14 protein-coding genes are annotated in these 17137 nt (G+C 71.7%); 7 read left to right on the top strand and 7 right to left on the bottom strand.

From position 1 onward, the window contains the following. The first annotated feature begins 50 nt into the window (after nt 1-50). Entirely contained in the window at nt 51-1496 is a 1446-nt protein-coding gene (locus ACFY1T_RS32890) for a maltokinase (RefSeq protein ID WP_390791434.1), read from the top strand. Then, the gene (glgB, locus tag ACFY1T_RS32885) at nt 1493-3775 is read left to right on the top strand and encodes a 1,4-alpha-glucan branching enzyme (RefSeq protein WP_390791433.1); all 2283 of its coding nucleotides are present in this window, start codon (nt 1493-1495) and stop codon (nt 3773-3775) included. The genes ACFY1T_RS32890 and glgB overlap by 4 nt, the downstream gene beginning before the upstream one ends. Here the strand turns inward: glgB and trxA are convergent. Together trxA and ACFY1T_RS32875 are read right to left on the bottom strand one after the other, a co-directional pair. Continuing rightward, a complete protein-coding gene (trxA, locus tag ACFY1T_RS32880; RefSeq protein ID WP_390791432.1) occupies nt 3765-4121 on the bottom strand; it encodes a thioredoxin in 357 nt (118 codons plus the stop codon). The genes glgB and trxA overlap by 11 nt on opposite strands. Nucleotides 4122-4135: 14 nt before the next feature. Beyond that, nucleotides 4136-4531, bottom strand: coding sequence for a MerR family transcriptional regulator (locus ACFY1T_RS32875; RefSeq protein ID WP_030857249.1), 396 nt, complete (start codon nt 4529-4531; stop codon nt 4136-4138). Nucleotides 4532-4935: 404 nt separating this feature from the next. Here ACFY1T_RS32875 and ACFY1T_RS32870 point away from each other — a divergent pair, with 404 nt between their 5' ends. Beyond that, the gene (locus ACFY1T_RS32870) at nt 4936-5559 is read left to right on the top strand and encodes a helix-turn-helix transcriptional regulator (protein WP_030857247.1); all 624 of its coding nucleotides are present in this window, start codon (nt 4936-4938) and stop codon (nt 5557-5559) included. Between the two features lie 202 nt (nt 5560-5761). Here ACFY1T_RS32870 and ACFY1T_RS32865 read toward each other — a convergent pair whose 3' ends face one another. After that, on the bottom strand, nt 5762-6787 hold the full coding sequence (locus tag ACFY1T_RS32865) for an ATP-dependent 6-phosphofructokinase (protein WP_390791431.1): 1026 nt from the start codon (nt 6785-6787) through the stop codon (nt 5762-5764). Nucleotides 6788-7089: 302 nt separating this feature from the next. Between ACFY1T_RS32865 and pta the strand changes: the two genes are divergently transcribed. The 3 genes from pta (at nt 7090) to pyk (ending at nt 11961) form a co-directional block, all read left to right on the top strand. After that, the gene (gene pta, locus ACFY1T_RS32860) at nt 7090-9183 is read left to right on the top strand and encodes a phosphate acetyltransferase (RefSeq protein ID WP_390791430.1); all 2094 of its coding nucleotides are present in this window, start codon (nt 7090-7092) and stop codon (nt 9181-9183) included. Nucleotides 9184-9251: 68 nt separating this feature from the next. Continuing rightward, nucleotides 9252-10469 (top strand): acetate kinase, encoded by a 1218-nt coding sequence (locus ACFY1T_RS32855; protein ID WP_390791429.1) that lies wholly within the window; start codon nt 9252-9254, stop codon nt 10467-10469. Nucleotides 10470-10530: 61 nt separating this feature from the next. Further along, nucleotides 10531-11961, top strand: a complete 1431-nt coding sequence (pyk, locus tag ACFY1T_RS32850; RefSeq protein WP_030857239.1) for a pyruvate kinase — start codon at nt 10531-10533, stop codon at nt 11959-11961. Nucleotides 11962-12072: 111 nt separating this feature from the next. Here pyk and ACFY1T_RS32845 read toward each other — a convergent pair whose 3' ends face one another. The 4 genes from ACFY1T_RS32845 to ACFY1T_RS32830 all read right to left on the bottom strand — a co-directional run bounded on the left by ACFY1T_RS32845 (nt 12073) and on the right by ACFY1T_RS32830 (nt 16268). Continuing rightward, nucleotides 12073-13377: a hypothetical protein gene (locus ACFY1T_RS32845; RefSeq protein ID WP_390791428.1), complete on the bottom strand. Its 1305-nt coding sequence runs from the start codon at nt 13375-13377 to the stop codon at nt 12073-12075. Beyond that, on the bottom strand, nt 13367-13906 hold the full coding sequence (locus ACFY1T_RS32840; protein ID WP_390791427.1) for a DUF6114 domain-containing protein: 540 nt from the start codon (nt 13904-13906) through the stop codon (nt 13367-13369). The genes ACFY1T_RS32845 and ACFY1T_RS32840 overlap by 11 nt, the downstream gene beginning before the upstream one ends. A gap of 107 nt (nt 13907-14013) precedes the next feature. Further along, the gene (locus tag ACFY1T_RS32835; protein ID WP_030857233.1) at nt 14014-14664 is read right to left on the bottom strand and encodes a DUF6230 family protein; all 651 of its coding nucleotides are present in this window, start codon (nt 14662-14664) and stop codon (nt 14014-14016) included. Nucleotides 14665-15260: 596 nt separating this feature from the next. Next, nucleotides 15261-16268 (bottom strand): tetratricopeptide repeat protein, encoded by a 1008-nt coding sequence (locus ACFY1T_RS32830; protein WP_390791426.1) that lies wholly within the window; start codon nt 16266-16268, stop codon nt 15261-15263. A gap of 242 nt (nt 16269-16510) precedes the next feature. Here ACFY1T_RS32830 and ACFY1T_RS32825 point away from each other — a divergent pair, with 242 nt between their 5' ends. Beyond that, complete coding sequence (locus ACFY1T_RS32825) at nt 16511-17137, top strand: TetR/AcrR family transcriptional regulator (RefSeq protein WP_390791425.1); 627 nt, start codon at nt 16511-16513, stop codon at nt 17135-17137.

The raw sequence follows: 17137 nt of genomic DNA, 5'->3' as shown, positions 1-17137 counted from the left end.
CCGGGACACTCTCCGCATTCTGTGACGGCCCGGGGAAAGGACGCGACGCCATGTCGGAGGCTGCATCCGCCGGGACGACGAGCACGACCGGACTCAGTCCGCTGGAGCCGATGCTCCGGGACTGGCTGCCGCTCCAGCGCTGGTTCGCCGGCAAGGGCCGGCGCATCGGCCGGCTCCGGATGATCTCGGCGGCGGACCTGCTGCCGCCGGGCTCCTCCCCGCGGCTCGTCCACCTGCTGCTGGACGTCGACGGCGACTGCTACCAGCTGCTGCTGGGCGTGCGCCCCGCCCTGCCGCCCGCGCTCGCGCCCGCCCTGATCGGGCGGGCCGAGCAGGGACCGTACGCCGGCCAGTGCGTGTACGAGGGGCTCGGCGATCCGCGGCTGGCGGCGCTGCTGCTGGAACGGTTGCGCGCGCCCGGCACCCTCGGACCGCTGCGCTTCGACCGCGATCCGATGGCGCTGATCCCGGCGGCGCTCGCCCCCCGGCCGCTGTCCGGCGAGCAGACCAACTCCTCGTTGATCTACGGGGATTCGTACATCCTGAAGGTGTTCCGCCGGGTCGGCCCCGGGGTCAACCCCGATCTGGAGCTGCCGAGAGCGCTGGCGGCCGCCGGATGCGCGCGCGTCCCCGCACCGGTCGCCTGGTACGAGGCCGCGCTGCCCGGTGGAGAACCGTTGACCCTGGGCGTGCTCCAGCCCTATCTGCGCGGCTCCGACGACGGCTGGCAGCTCGCGCTGGGCCGGCTCCGCGACGGGGCCGACTTCACCGCCGAGGCGCACGCGCTGGGCCGGGCCACCGCCGAGGTGCACAGCGCGCTCGCCGACGCGCTGCCCACCGTCGCGCTGGGCCCGGAGCAGACGGCCCGGCTCGCCTCCGGGATGACGGCCCGGCTGGCGGCCACCGCCCGCGAGGTGGCCGCACTGCGGCCGTACGAGGCCGGGCTGCGCGGGGCGTTCGACGCGCTGGCCGCCTCCCGCGGGGCCGGGGTGCCCGCCCAGCGGATCCACGGGGACCTGCACCTGGGCCAGACCCTGCGCACCGCCGACGGCAGCTGGGCCCTGATCGACTTCGAGGGCGAGCCGGCGCGGCCGCTGGCCGACCGGCGCCGCCCCGAGCCCGCCGTCCGCGACATCGCCGGGATACTGCGCTCGTTCGACTACGCCGCCCGCTCCCACCGCCCGTTCGCCCCCGCCTGGGCGGACGCCTGCCGGGCCGCCTTCTGCGAGGGCTACGCCCGCACCACCGGCCGGGACCCGCGCGAGGACCTGGTCCTGCTGCGCGCGTACGAGACCGACAAGGCGGTGTACGAGGCGCGCTACGAGTCCCGCCACCGCCCCGACTGGCTGCACGTGCCGATGGCGGCGATCCGGCGGCTGGCCGCCGGCGCGGACCGGGGGTTCGGCCGGACGCAGCCGGGCGCCGCCCCCGCCGAAGGCTTCCCCTCCCTCTCCCCCCACCCCCGCCCGCAGCCGCCTAGGAGGCCGCACACGTGAGCCCCGCCCGTCAGTCATCCTCGACCACCCCGCCGCCCCCGCCCCCGGCTCCGGCCGCGGCGCGCAAAGCCCAGGCGCCGCGCGCCCGGCGGGCTCCCGCGCACGGGGTGCGGCCGGCGCCCGCGCTCGGGGCCGCGGACCGGGCCCGGCTGCTGGAGGGACGCCACCACGACCCCCACGGGGTGCTGGGCGCCCGGGCCCAGCGGGGCGGGGTGTCCTTCCGCGTGCTGCGCCCGTACGCCAAGGCGGTCACGATCGTCGCGAAGGGGCTGCGGACCCAGCTCCACGACGACGGCGACGGGCTGTTCTCGGGTCTGCTGCCGCTGGCGGAAGTGCCGGACTACCGGCTGCTGGTCGCGTACGACGAGGACGAGATCGAGGTGCACGACCCGTACCGCTTCCTGCCCGCGCTCGGCGAGCTGGACCTGCACCTGATCGGCGAGGGCCGGCACGAGGAGCTGTGGACGGCGCTCGGGGCCCGGCCCATGGAGCACCAGGGCGTGGCCGGCACCCGGTTCACGGTGTGGGCGCCGAACGCCCAGGGGGTGCGGGTCACCGGGGACTTCTCGTACTGGGACTCGGTCGCGTACCCGATGCGCTCGCTGGGCGCGAGCGGCGTGTGGGAGCTGTTCCTGCCGGGGGTGGGCGAGGGCGCGCTGTACAAGTACGACATCACGCGGCCGGACGGCAGCCACACGCTGCGCGCCGACCCGATGGCCCGCGCCGCGGAGGTGCCGCCGGCCACCGCCTCGGTGGTCACCGCGTCCCACTACGAGTGGCAGGACGGGGAGTGGATGGCAGGGCGCGGGAACCGCCCGCCGCACCAGGCCCCCTTCTCGGTGTACGAGCTGCACCTGGCCTCCTGGCGGCCCGGGCTCTCCTACCGGCAGCTGGCCGAGCAGCTCCCCCCGTACGTCAAGGAGCTGGGCTTCACGCACGTCGAGCTGATGCCGGTCGCCGAGCACCCCTTCGGCGGCTCGTGGGGCTACCAGGTCACCGGGTTCTACGCGCCGACCTCGCGGATGGGCGGCCCGGACGACTTCCGCTTCCTCGTGGACGCGCTGCACCGGGCCGGGATCGGGGTGATCGTCGACTGGGTGCCCGCGCACTTCCCGCGCGACGAGTGGGCGCTCGCCGAGTTCGACGGACGGCCGCTGTACGAGCACCACGATCCACGGCGGGCCGCCCACCCGGACTGGGGGACGCTGGAGTTCGACTACGGGCGCAAGGAGGTCCGCAACTTCCTCGTGGCGAACGCCGTGTACTGGTGCCAGGAGTTCCACGTGGACGGGCTGCGGGTGGACGCCGTCGCCTCGATGCTCTACCTGGACTACTCCCGCGGCGAGGGCGAGTGGACGCCGAACGAGCACGGCGGGCGGGAGAACCTGGACGCGGTGGCCCTGCTCCAGGAGATGAACGCGACGGTGTACCGACGCTGTCCGGGCGTGGTGACGATCGCGGAGGAGTCCACGGCCTGGGAGGGCGTGACCCGGCCGACGGACGGGGGCGGGCTCGGCTTCGGGCTGAAGTGGAACATGGGCTGGATGCACGACACCCTGCGCTACGCGTCGAAGGATTCGGTGCACCGCAAGTACCACCACCACGACATGACGTTCGGGATGATCTACGCGTACAGCGAGAACTACGTGCTGCCGATCTCGCACGACGAGGTGGTGCACGGCAAGGGCTCTCTCGTGTCGAAGATGCCCGGTGACTGGTGGCAGCAGCGGGCCATACACCGTGCGTACCTGGGCTTCATGTGGGCCCACCCGGGTAAGCAACTGCTGTTCATGGGGCAGGAGTTCGCCCAGGGCTCGGAGTGGTCGGAGACGTACGGGCCGGACTGGTGGCTGCTGGACTCCTCGTACGCGGCGGCCGCCGACCACCGGGGCGTGCGCGACCTCGTGCGCGATCTGAACCGCACGTACACGGCGGCTCCCGCCCTGTGGGAGCGGGACTCCGTGCCGGAGGGCTTCGCCTGGGTGGACGCGGACGCGGCGGAGGACAACGTCTTCGCGTTCCTGCGGTACGCGCAGGACGGTTCGCAGCTTCTGTGCGTGTCGAACTTCTCGCCGGTGGTGCGGCACGGCTACCGGATCGGCGTCCCGGAGGAGGTGCCGTGGTGGCGGGAGGTCCTGAACACGGACCTGGAGCAGTACGGCGGCAGCGGCGTGCGCCATCTGCAGCCGCTGCGGCCCGAGCCCGTGCCCGCGCAGGGCCGGCCGGTGAGCCTGCGCATGACGCTCCCGCCGCTGGCGACGGTCTGGCTCAGGCCGTGACGGCGCCCGCGCCGGTGAACTCCTCGAGCTCCTGAAGGAGCTTGCGCTTGGCGCGGGCCCCGACCATCTGCTTCACGGGCTCGCCGTCGCGGAAGACGAGCAGGGTCGGCATGGACAGCACCCCGTACCGGACGACGGTGGCGGGGTTGCCGTCCGCGTCGATCTGCACGACCTTGAGGCGGTCGGCCTCCTCGGCGGCGACGGCGGAGAGCACGGGGGCGAGCTGCCGGCACGGGCCGCACCAGTCGGCGGTGAACTCCACGAGGACGGGCCGCCCGCGCTCGGCGAGCACCTGCGCCTCGAAGTCCGCGTCGGTCACCTCGGCGACACCCTTGGCATGGATCATGTGGTTCCCCTCTTCTACGGTCCGGTCATTTCACAGCGCGGCGACGCCGCCTCACCGGCGGCGTCCTCGGCGGCGGCGAGCTGCCGCGCGACCTGCTCCCGTACGTCGGCGAGCTGGCCGATCAGCCCGTCGAGCTCGGCGAGCTTGCGCCGGTAGACGGCCAGGGACGCGGGACAGGAGTCACCGGCCGGGTGGCCGGCGCGCAGGCAGTCGACGAACGGGCGGGTCTCCTCCAGCTCGAAGCCGAAGTCCTGGAGCATGCGGATCTGGCGCAGCAGCCGCAGGTCGTCCTCGTCGTACGTGCGGTAGCCGTTGCCGGTGCGGCGCGCGGGCAGCAGGCCGCGCGACTCGTAGTACCGCAGGGTCCTCGTGCTGGTCCCGGCCCGCTCCGCCAGTTCGCCGATTCGCATGCCCCGACCGTAATCCTTGACGCCGACGTCAAGGCAAGGAGCGGATCCGGATCGGGGCGGGGCCCTCGCCACCCCCGTATGCGAGGGCCCCGACATGGATCACGCTCGGGGCCGGACTCCGGTTCAGGAGGGGGTGCGGATGATCCGTGAACATCGTGCGCAGGGGTTTCGCGCGGTGGGCCGGAACCGTAGGCTGGCAAATGGATCTAGCACCGTTCCGATTACCGGACAGTCGCCGGGAAACTGGCCCGCAGCGTCGAACTCCATAGGACGTTCCTACGAGTTCTGGGCTTGTTTGAACGGTCTGTAGTCGCCACCCCTTGGGCACTCCTACGGTGTGCCCTGTGCACTCCAGCCCTCCCTTCAATGCCCCCGCCGCGCGTCGCCTCCGCGCAGCCCTGGGCATGGCTCCCGGTCATGTCGCCTATGGCCTGCGCGCCCAGTACGGACTGATCGTCGAGCCCGAGACCGTGATGGCCTGGGAGCGCGGTGAGATATCGCCGAGTTCCGCCGAGCTCACGGCACTGGCCGGCGTCCTGTGGTGCGCCCCCGGCGAGCTGCTCGCCGAGCCCGTGACCTTGCGGGAGCACCGGATGGCGCGCGGCATGGCGGCGGACGAGCTGGCCCGGCGGATCGGGATCGAGACGGCCGCCTACCAGAAGATGGAGGACACCGGGCGCTGGAAGGGCAACGAACGGCAGTCCGTGGCCCTGGCCCAGGTGCTCGGGCTGTCGCTGGCGCAGTTCGTGGCGGCGACGGGCAAGCAGGACGAGCTCGCGGAGCTGCTGCGCAATGCGGTGACCACGCGCTGGCAGGCGTACGTGAAGCCGCTGGCCAAGCTGCTTCCGGTGCCGAAGCAGCACCTGGAGCCGGTCCTGGAGCGGCTGCACGGGGAGTACCAGTCGAAGATGGTGGCCACCCTGAGCTGGGGCGGCGCCTCGGGCGAGGCCGGCACGGGCGACGCGGGCCGCCAGTTCCTGGCCGACATCGTGACCCACTTCTGGTCCTACGCCTCCGGGCCCCGTTAGGGCGCGTCCGCGAAGTGGCGCCGGCCGCCCGGAGGGCGGGCGGGACTTCGCCGACGCGCCCCGGGTTCCCGCGGACGCGGGCCGCCGCGCGTGCGAACGGCCCCGGCCGCGTCCCGCCGTGGACGCGACAAAGGCCGTTCGTCTGCGCGATCCGGGCCGGAGGTCCCGTCCGGGCGGGACGCGGGGCCCGGGGGCGGGTGGGTCAGAAGACCGATTCGGCCTCGTACATGCGGGCCTCGGGGACCGTCTTCAGTTCGGTGACCGCCTCGGCCAGGGGGGCCATCACGATGTCGGTGCCGCGCAGGGCGGTCATGTTGCCGAAGTCGCCGCGGTGGACGGCCTCCACCGCGTGCCAGCCGAAGCGGGTGGCCAGGACGCGGTCGTAGGCGGTGGGGGTGCCGCCGCGCTGGACGTGGCCGAGGATGACCGGGCGGGCCTCCTTGCCGAGGCGGTGCTCCAGCTCGACGGCCAGGCGGTTGCCGATGCCGGCGAAGCGCTCGTGGCCGTACTGGTCGATGGCGCCCTTCTCGTACGGCATGGAGCCCTCGGCCGGGTGCGCGCCCTCGGCGACGCAGATGACGGCGAACTTCTTCCCTCGGGAGAAACGTTCCTCCACCATCTTCACCAGGGCGTCCACCTCGAAGGGGCGCTCCGGCAGGCAGATCCCGTGGGCGCCGCCGGCCATGCCGGACTCCAGGGCGATCCAGCCGGCGTGGCGGCCCATGACCTCGACGACCATCACGCGCTGGTGGGATTCGGCGGTGGTCTTGAGGCGGTCGATGGCCTCGGTGGCGACCATGACGGCGGTGTCGAAGCCGAAGGTGCGGTCGGTGGAGGAGATGTCGTTGTCGATGGTCTTCGGCACGCCGACGACCGGCATCCCGGCGTCCGACAGCATCCGCGCGGCGGTCAGGGTGCCCTCGCCGCCGATCGGGATGAGCGCGTCGATGCCGTAGCGCGTGGCCAATTCCTGGGCGTTCTCGGCGGCTTCGTGCAGCCGCGCGCGTTCCATGCGGGCCGAGCCGAGGATCGTGCCGCCGCGGGCCAGGATGCCGCTGACCTCGTTGATGTCGAGGGGGCGGTGGTGGCCGTCCAGGAGGCCCTTGAAGCCGTCCTCGAAGCCGATGACTTCGTCGCCGTGACCGACCAGGGCGCGGTGTACGACCGAACGGATGACAGCGTTCAGGCCCGGGCAGTCGCCGCCTGCGGTGAGAACTCCGATACGCATCGTGCTGTGTCTCCTGCTCCTGGTCGTACCGGGCCGTTCGCGTGCGGGCGGACAGCCGTACATCTGAAGGGCGTCGTGTTCGTCATGGTGAAGCGTGTCCGATTGTTCCACGGGCCGGGGGTGCGGCGCGTTCCGCGCTGCTCCGTCCACCAGGCCTTTCGGCCCCTCCGGACAGGCCTTTCCCGGCGGGCGCCCTATCTGTCCGCCGAGGTATTGTCAAGAGGTCAGGCCCACCCTAACGGGGAAAAATCCACTGCTTCCCCTACATCCACGACATCCACACGATGGGACGGAGACCACGCGTGACGCGCAGCGTGTACGTGACCGGTATCGAGCGGGGGGACGGCCGCCAGGTCGTCGAGCTGGGGATCATGGAGCTGCTGACCCGCCAGACGGCGCGGGTCGGCGTCTACCGGCCGTTGCTCCACGACGGACCGGACCGGCTCTTCGACCTCCTGAAGGCCCGCTACCGGATCGACCAGGACGCCCGGGCGGCCTACGGCATGGAGTACCACGAGGCCTCCGCCATCCTGGCCGAGAAGGGCACCGACGAACTGGTGTCCCGACTAGTGGACCGCTACCACCGGGTGGCCCGCGACTACGAGGTCATGCTCGTCCTCGGCACCGACTACGCCGATACGAACCTCCCCGACGAGCTGGCGCTCAACGCCCGCCTCGCCAACGAACTGGGGGCCGTCGTCGTACCCGTCGTCGGCGGCACCCGGCACCCCGCCGAGGCCGTGGGCGCCGAGGCCCGCAACGCCTTCCGCGCGTACGAGAGCCTCGGCTGCCACGTCGTCGCGATGATGGTCAACCGGGTGGCCGCCGAGGACCGGGACGGCATAGCGGAGCGGCTGGCCGCCCGCCTGCCCGTGCCCTGCTACGTGCTGCCGGACGACAAGTCGCTCTCCGCCCCCACCGTCGCCCAGATCACCCGGGCGCTCGGCGCCGAGGTCCTCCTCGGGGACGACGCCGGGCTGGCCCGCGACGCCGTGGACTTCGTCTTCGGCGGCGCCATGCTGCCGAACTTCCTGAACGCCCTGACCCCCGGCTGCCTGGTCGTCACCCCCGGGGACCGCGCCGACCTGGTCATCGGGGCGCTGGCCGCGCACGCCTCGGGCACCCCGCCGATCGCCGGCGTGCTGCTGACCCTGAACGAGCGTCCGGGACCGGCCATCCTGACCCTGGCCTCGAAGCTGGCTCCGGGCACGCCCGTGGTCTCCGTGGCCGGCAACAGCTTCCCGACGGCCGCCGAACTGTTCTCGCTGCAGAGCCGTTTGAACTCCGCGACCCCCCGCAAGCTGGAGACCGCGCTCGGCCTGTTCGAGCGGCACGTGGACACCGCCGAGCTGCGCGGGCTGCTGTCGGTGGCCCGCTCCGAGCGGGTCACGCCGATGATGTTCGAGCACGAGCTGCTGGAGCGGGCCCGCGCCGAGCGCCGCCGCGTGGTGCTGCCCGAGGGCGGCGAGGAGCGCGTGCTGCGGGCCGCGGACGTGGTGCTGCGCCGCGGGGTCTGCGACCTGACCCTGCTGGGCGAGGAGCAGGCGATCCTGAAGAAGGCCGCCGACCTGGGCGTCGACATCTCCGCCGCGCAGCTCATCGACCCGGCGACCTCCCCCCTGCGGGAACGATTCGCCGAGTACTACGCGCAGGCCCGCGCCCACAAGGGCATGACCGTCGAGCTGGCACTCGACGTGGTCACCGACGTGAACTACTTCGGCACCCTGATGGTCCAGGAGGGGCTCGCCGACGGCATGGTCTCGGGCTCGGTGCACTCCACCGCCGCGACCATCCGGCCCGCCTTCGAGATCATCAAGACGAAGCCCGACGCCTCGATCGTCTCCTCGGTCTTCTTCATGTGCCTCGCCGACCGGGTCCTCGTCTACGGGGACTGCGCGGTCAACCCGGACCCGGGCGCCGAGCAGCTCGCCGACATCGCCGTCCAGTCGGCGGCGACCGCGGCCGCCTTCGGGGTCGAACCGCGGATCGCGATGCTCTCGTACTCGACCGGCACCTCGGGCAGCGGCGCGGACGTGGACAAGGTCCGCAAGGCCACCGAGATCGTCCGCGCGCACCGCCCCGACTTGGCTGTCGAGGGCCCGATCCAGTACGACGCCGCCGTCGAGCCCTCGGTCGCCGCGACCAAGCTGCCCGGGTCGGAGGTGGCCGGCCGCGCGAGCGTGCTGATCTTCCCCGACCTCAACACGGGCAACAACACGTACAAGGCCGTGCAGCGCTCGGCGGGCGCCGTCGCGGTCGGCCCGGTGCTGCAGGGTCTGCGCAAGCCGGTCAACGACCTCTCGCGCGGCGCGCTGGTGCAGGACATCGTCACGACCGTGGCGATCACCGCGATCCAGGCGCAGGGCGCGCGGCCCGCGCAGGCACCCACCGGCTGACCCCTCCCCCGCTCCTCCTCCCCTTCCCCTTCCCCTTCCCCTTCCCGCGACAAGGAAAGACGCCCATCGTGACCACCGCATCGCGCGTACTCGTCCTCAACTCCGGCTCCTCCTCGGTGAAGTACCAGCTGCTCGACATGGCGGACTCCACCCGCCTCGCCGTCGGCCTGGTGGAACGGATCGGGGAAGAGACCTCGCGCCTCGTGCACGAGCCGCTCACCGGCCCGGGCGCGAGCGGCGGCAAGCGCGAGCGGCTCGGCGCGATCGCGGACCACGAGGCCGCGCTCCGGGCCGTCGCGGCGGAACTCGCCGCCGACGGGCTGGGGCTGGACTCCCCCGAGCTGGCGGCCGTCGGACACCGGGTGGTGCACGGCGGGACCCGGTTCACACAGCCGACGGTGATCGACGACGAGGTGCTGGCGGAGATCCGCAGCCTGATCCCGCTCGCCCCGCTGCACAACCCGGCGAACGTGACCGGCATCGAGGTGGCGCGCTCGCTGCGCGCGGACATCCCGCAGGTGGCGGTCTTCGACACGGCCTTCCACTCGACGATGCCGGAGTACGTGGCCCGGTACGCGATCGACGCCGCGACGGCGGACAAGTACGCCATCCGGCGGTACGGGTTCCACGGCACTTCCCACGCGTACGTCTCGCGGGCGACGGCCGCCCTGCTCGGCCGGCCGGCGCAGGACGTGAACGTGATCGTGCTGCACCTGGGCAACGGGGCCTCGGCCTCGGCGGTCCGCGGCGGGGTGTGCGTGGAGACGTCGATGGGCCTGACCCCGCTGGAGGGTCTGGTCATGGGCACCCGTTCGGGCGACCTGGATCCGGCGGTCGTCTTCCACCTGGCGCGGGTGGGGGGCTTCTCGGTGGATGAGATCGATTCGCTCCTGAACAAGAAGAGCGGTCTGCTGGGCCTGTGCGGCGACAACGACATGCGCGAGGTGCTGCGGCGGGCGGGCGAGGGCGAGGAGTCGGCGCGGCTCGCCTTCGCGGCGTACGTCCACCGCCTGAAGAAGTACATCGGCGCCTACTCGGCGGTGCTCGGCCGGGTGGACGCGGTGGCGTTCACGGCGGGGGTCGGCGAGAACGCGCACCAGGTCCGGGAAGCTGCCGTCGAGGGCCTCGCGGAGCTGGGGCTCGCGCTGGACCCGGAGGCCAACGCCGTGCGCTCTTCGCAGCCGCGGCTGGTGTCGCCGGACCACGCGCGGGTGGCGGTGGCCGTGGTCCCGACGGATGAGGAACTGGAGATCGCCACCCAGGCGTACGCGCTGGTTACCCGCTAGTCACTTGGACTTTCCACCAGACGGAATATTCCGCTACGAAACAAACCGATAGGATCCAGTCATGCGCCGTTCCAAAATCGTCTGCACGCTGGGCCCCGCCGTCGACTCGTATGAGCAGCTGAAAGCGCTCATCGAGGCAGGTATGAACGTGGCCCGATTCAACTTCAGCCACGGGTCCCAGGCAGAACACCAGGAGCGGTACGACCGCGTCCGGAAGGTCTCCGAGGACACCGGGCGCGCGGTCGGCGTCCTCGCCGACCTCCAGGGCCCCAAGATCCGTCTCGAGACCTTCGCCGAGGGCCCCGTCGAGCTGGTGCGCGGTGACGAGTTCACCATCACCACCGAGGACGTCCCGGGCGACAAGTCCATCTGCGGCACCACCTACAAGGGCCTGCCGGGCGACGTCGCCAAGGGTGACCAGGTCCTGATCAACGACGGCAACGTCGAACTGCGGGTGACCGAGGTCGAGGGCCCGCGGGTCAAGACCATCGTCATCGAGGGCGGTGTCATCTCGGACCACAAGGGCATCAACCTGCCGGGTGCCGCCGTGAACGTCCCCGCACTGTCGGAGAAGGACGTCGACGACCTCCGCTTCGCCCTGCGGATGGGCTGCGACATGGTCGCCCTGTCCTTCGTCCGCGACGCCGACGACGTCAAGGACGTCCACAAGGTCATGGACGAGGAGGGCCGCCGGGTCCCGGTCATCGCCAAGGTCGAGAAGCCGCAGGCCGTCGAGAACATGGCGGCCGTGGTCGACGCCTTCGACGCGGTCATGGTGGCCCGTGGCGACCTGGCCGTCGAGTACCCGCTCGAGAAGGTCCCGATGGTCCAGAAGCGGCTCATCGAGATGTGCCGCCGCAACGCCAAGCCGGTGATCGTCGCGACCCAGATGATGGAGTCGATGATCACCAACTCCCGCCCGACGCGCGCGGAGGCCTCCGACGTCGCCAACGCGATCCTCGACGGCGCGGACGCGGTCATGCTGTCGGCCGAGTCCTCGGTCGGCGCCTACCCGATCGAGACGGTCAAGACGATGTCTAAGATCGTCACGGCCGCCGAGGAGGAGCTCCTCTCCAAGGGCCTCCAGCCGCTGGTCCCGGGCAAGAAGCCCCGTACCCAGGGCGGCTCCGTCGCCCGCGCGGCCTGCGAGATCGCGGACTTCCTCGACGGCAAGGCGCTCATCGCCTTCACGCAGTCCGGTGACACCGCCCGCCGGCTGTCGCGCTACCGCGTGACCCAGCCGATCCTGGCCTTCACCACCGACGTCAACACCCGCAACCAGCTCACGCTGAGCTGGGGCGTCGAGTCCTACATCGTCCCGCACGTGGACACCACCGACGCGATGGTCGACCTGGTGGACGGCGAGCTGCTGAAGCTGGGCCGCCACAACGCCGGCGACACCATGGTCATCACCGCCGGCTCGCCCCCCGGCGTCCCGGGCACGACCAACATGGTCCGCGTCCACCACCTGGGCGGACAGTCCCCGGCCTGACCCGGCCGCACCTCCGCCGCACAGAGACCGAGGGCGGCACCCCGGATCCCCTGACAGGGACCGGGGTGCCGCCCTCGGTGCGTTGCATGCGGCGCGGGGCGCCGTACGGGACTACTCGGGCGGGCCGACGTAGTTGTGGAGGCCCGGGACCGTGAGGGTGCCGCCGAACTGGCCGGCCTGGACGACCTTGACGTTCGAGAAGAACGCGAACGGCACGTTCAGGGGCGGCGGGCTGTTCGGGGTGAACTCGATCGGGATCAGACCGAAGAGGTTCCCCTTGAGGCTCTCGGTGTACATCGTCACCGTGCCGCCGCGGATCTTGGAGGTGGAGCCCGGGCGGGACTTCAGGTGGGCGACGTTCCCGCTCTTGCCGACCGTCTGGTAGAGGTCCTTGATGTCCAGCGAATCCGCCGTGAACTTCAGGACCTTCTTCGTCTTGCCGCCCGCCGTCTTCACCTCGACGATGCCGTGGTAATCCAGGCCGTAGAGGGTCAGGAGCGAGCTGTCGAGGTACCAGGGCTCGTCCGGCAGGAGCGGGATGCCCGGCTCCAGCTCGGCGTCGGCCAGCGCCTTGGCGTCGTACGTCGGGCAGGGGAAGGGTTGCTTCCCGTCCGCGTCCTTCGCCTCGTCCGGCTTGTCCTTGTCCTCGTCGGCCTTCTTGCCCGTCTCGTCCTTCGGCGTCTTCGCGGTGTCCTTGACGTCCTCGGACAGCTCCTTGACGTCGACGCCGGCCTTCTTCGCGGCGTCGCGGATCGCGTCCGCGGCCGGGTCCGGCTTGGGGTCCGCCTTCGGATCGGGCTTCGTCACCGGAGGCGTCGTCGGGGCGGACTTGGTCGGCGTGGGCGTCGGGGTGGCCGAGGGGTGCGCGCCCAGGATCGGGGTGGTGATCCCGTCGACGATGCCCTTGACCTTGTCTCCGATGCCCAGCGGGTCCAGCGGGTTCGGGGTCTTGGACGGGGACGCGGTGGCGGCACCTCCGGCGGGGGCCGAGGGGGCCGTCTGCTTCGACGCGGTGTTCTCCGCCGGCTTGCTGGCGGACGGCTTCGGGGCCGAAGGGGTGGCGCCGGGCTTCGCGGCCTTCGACGCACCCGGCGAGGGGCTCGCGGAGGGCGACGCGTTCGGCGAGGGCGACGCGGACGTCGACGGGCTCGGAGAGGCCGACTCCGCGGGTTCGTCGGACCGCGTGACGCACGGGCCGGGCGCGAAGGGGATCTCCTCGTCGGCGAGCGCCAGCTTCGGCGCCATGCCCATCCCGACGAAGACGGCGGTCGGCATGGCCGCCAGCGCCATCGTCTTGCCGACGGGTATCTGGATCTTGTTCAGCAGCGACTTCCGGGGCGCCGCGTGCCGCGGACCCCTTCGTTCACGGGACTCTGCGCTCGGGGTCACGTCCCGCTGCGTCTCGTCACCCCGCACTGTTCCTCCCGCCATCGGCGTGGGCAGTCGTCTCTGTCGCGTAAGCCGTTTCCGTCTCGCGGGGGCCGGGCACTCCCGGTGCGCCGTCCGCGAACTCCTCCGTCTTGGCCGGCTCCGCGTCCTGTGGCTTGCCCGGCGACCACGAGAGCGCGAGGGCTCCGCCGACCAGGGCGAACAGGAAGCCGAGGAAGAAGCCGCCCAGGTTGGACACCGGCAGGGACACCAGCGCGAGCAGGATCGACGCCACTCCGGCGAAGACCCGGATGCCCTGCTGGAACCAGAGGGCCAGTCCGAGCGTGATCAGCAGGACACCGATGATCAGTGAGCCCGCGCCCGCGGTCGTCGCCATGGCGATGGTGACGTTGCCCAGCCGGAGGTCCGCGTACGGGAAGTACGCGATGGGAATGCCCCCGATGAGAGTGAAGAGGCCCGCCCAGAAGGGCCGGCCACCACTCCAGGCGTGGAAGCGGTAGTACACCGCGGTGAGCCGTGCGTCGTCTGCGGCGCGAACCGGGGCCTGGGGGTTCATGGACAACAGCTCCCTGGAAACGGTGGTACGGAGAACTGGGGGAGCCCGGCGGGACGGGCGGCGGCCGAAGCCGCCACCCGCCTCCACCGGTCACGCCCCGGGACGGACTACTTCTCGTCCTGGTAGCACGGCTGGTCGCCGCTGAGCAGGCGCAGCTTGAGGTCGGGCAGCGTGAAGGTACCCGCCGTCGTCGCCCATGCCTTCTGACGCACGTTCGTCAGCACGGCCTTCTTGGCGCGCTGGGAGAACAGCGAGCCGTTCGCCACCGTGCCGGCCTGCGGCGCGGTGGGGTGCGTGTCGTCCTTCGCCGCGCCGACCGCGACACCGATGTCCAGGTCGGTGAACGTGGCGTCGGTGTCGAGCTCGGCGACATCCAGGTAGATGTTGTCCGCGACGGCGGGCTTGCCCTTGTTGCCCGTCCGCAGCTGCATCGTGATGTTGCCGAGGCCGGGAATCGGGGTGACCAGGGACTGGCACATGTTGGTGATCTCGGCGTGACGGAACCCGGAGATGGTGACCGGGTGCGCCGCGTCCTTGCCGTCGAGACCCTTGCCCTTGGCGACGCTGCCGTACTGGAGCAGGTCGTCACCGTCGAGCTTGTCGGCCGAGACCTTGAAGTCCTGGCCGGAGACGCTGAAGGACGCCGCGAGGGCACCCTGCGCCAGACCCACACCGACCGCGGCGGTGGCCGCGATGCTCGGCACCATGACGAGCGCGAAGCGCTTCCATCTGGTCCCGCCACGAACCTGAGAACTCATTATTCGTTCCTCCTTCTCGGACGTACATCTCCGGTCCGGGCCGTACCCGTCCTGGGATGGGAGAAGTGCTACGTCCTCGGGAAGGAGCGCAGGCGGCCGAGCCGCGGCAGAGCCGCGTCCGATACACCGGCGTTCACCCCCGAGCGACAACCACTGGGTCACGCGTTCGCGCAACCAGGAGGACAGGCTCCGCCGGTGAGGCGAAGACCCCCCTGTCCAGCAGCCGGCGCCCCTGGCACCGGCCGGCCCGGTGGGGACCCTACGCCGCGGCTCCGACGAGCGGGACTGCGGGAAGGACCGAGCGTCGCCGATCGTGGTCCATTCCAGGCCGGGGCACAAGGGGGTTCGTTACTGGCGGGTAACGGCAAGATAACCAGGGGTCGACCCGGCGCCATCGGGTGACGACGCTGGGTGTCACCAAGGGCCACGACACAGTGGTGGATTTACGAACACACCGGACAGTTCACGGGGTTCCACTTACTGCGAGTAACAGCAGCCGCAATTGCCAAGTTTTGGCAAAGTGCGGCTGCTGTTTGGCTACGTGTCAATAAATCGTCGGTACTCCGCCGATCTCCCTGACACCGCGGGCGGAGCCCCTAGAACAGCACCCGCGCGAGCGCCGTACGGGCCGCCCCCACCCGGGGGTCGTCCGCCCCGATGACCTCGAACAGCTCCAGCAGCCGGACCCGTACCGCGTCCCGGTCCGCACCCGCCGTCACCCGGACCGTGTCCACCAGGCGCCCGAAGGCGTCCTCCACGTGACCGCCGACCAGGTCCAGATCCGCCGCGGCGATCTGGGCCGCGGGGTCCTTCGGGTTCTCGGCCGCCGCCGCGCGCACCGCCTGCGGGTTCATGTCCTTGACCCGGGCGAGCAGCTCGGCCTGGGCCAGGCCCAGCTTGGCCTCGGTGTTGGCCGGGTCGTCCGCCAGTACGTTCTTGTACGCCTGCACCGCGCCGCCCAGGTCACCGGCGTCCAGCGCGACGACGGCCGCTTCCAGCAGCGCGTCGTGCGGTCCCGCCGGGGCCTGCGCCTCGTCGGCGGCCGGCGCGCCCGCGGGGCCGCCCTCGGCGTTCGGGTCCACCTCGATGCCGATGATCCCGAAGCGCTCCTCGGCGACCTGGACCAGCTGGGCGAGGGTCGCGCGGATCTCCTGCTCGGGCGCCACGCCCTGGAACAGCGGCAGCACCTGGCCCGCGACCACGGCGAACACGGCCGGAATGCCCTGGATGCCGAACTGCTGCATCAGCATCTGGTTGGAGTCGACGTCGACCTTGGCCAGCAGGAGGCGGCCGTTCGCCTCCACGGTCAGGCGCTCCAGCAGCGGGCTGAGCTGCTTGCACGGCTCGCACCACTCGGCCCAGAAGTCCAGGATGACCGGAACCTCGGCGGAGAGCTGGAGGACGTCGCGTTCGAAGCCGGCCTCGTCGACGTCGATCACGAGCGCGGACGGCGGCACGGCACCGGCGGACGCGGGCGCGCCGCCCTGGGCGGCCTGCCGGGCCGCTTCGGCACGGGCCTGCTCGGCCTTCGCCTTGGCCTCGCCGGCCGCCTTCACAGCGGCGAGGTCGACGACGCCGCTCATGGACATGTTTCTGGGCTGCATGCGTACATCCTCCCCCGTGTGCGCGCGCGGACGAAAAAGATCGGCCGAAATGCCTTCTTGAGTACCCTCGGTGGTGCGTTGTTGGCGCCGGGTCCCCACCTGGCGCCGGTAGCTCTTCGCGTGGTCGTCGCTCTTACGCTACGAGCCGTAGCGTAACTCCCCGCGCCCCTTCGCGCCCCGTGATCTGAACCACAGCATTTCGGGGCCCGCCGCTTTGGCTACCGACGGGTATGGTCTCCGCCATGCGCAACGCCAGCTCCCCGACCGGACGCACCGGACGCCCCCGCAGCGCCGCCGCGGACGCCGCGATCCTCGCCGCGACGCGGGACGCGCTGGTCGACCTGGGCTGGTCGAAGCTGACGATGGGCGACGTCTCGACCCGGGCCGGAGTCGCCAAGACCACCCTCTACCGCCGCTGGGCGGGCAAGAACGAGCTGGTCGTGGACGCCGTCGCGGAGCTCTTCGACTCCCTCGAACTCCCCGACCGGGGCTCCCTCGAAGCCGACATAGAGGACGTGGTCCTCCAGTTCGCGGCGCTGCTGCGGCGGCCGGAGGCCCGTACGGCCCTGATGGCGGTCGTCGCCGAGTCCACCCGGGACGAGGCCCTGCGCGACCGGATCCGGTCGGCGATCGTGGACCGGCAGAAACGTCTCGTCGTACTGGGTCGCGAACGGGCCCAGGCCCGCGGCGAACTCCCGTACGAGGACGACGAGGAGCTCGCCTGCCGCACCACGGACCTGATCTTCGACGTGATCGCGGGCACGGTGGTGCACCGGGCGCTGGTCAGCTCCGAGCCGGTGGACGAGCTCTGGGTGGCCACCTTCACGGCCCTCCTGATGCACGGCCTCCGGGGCCCGGCGCACGCCTGA

The organism is Streptomyces sp. NPDC001194, from assembly GCF_042896985.1.
GTDB lineage: Bacteria > Actinomycetota > Actinomycetes > Streptomycetales > Streptomycetaceae > Streptomyces.
This window is presented reverse-complemented; position numbering and strand designations above follow the sequence as displayed.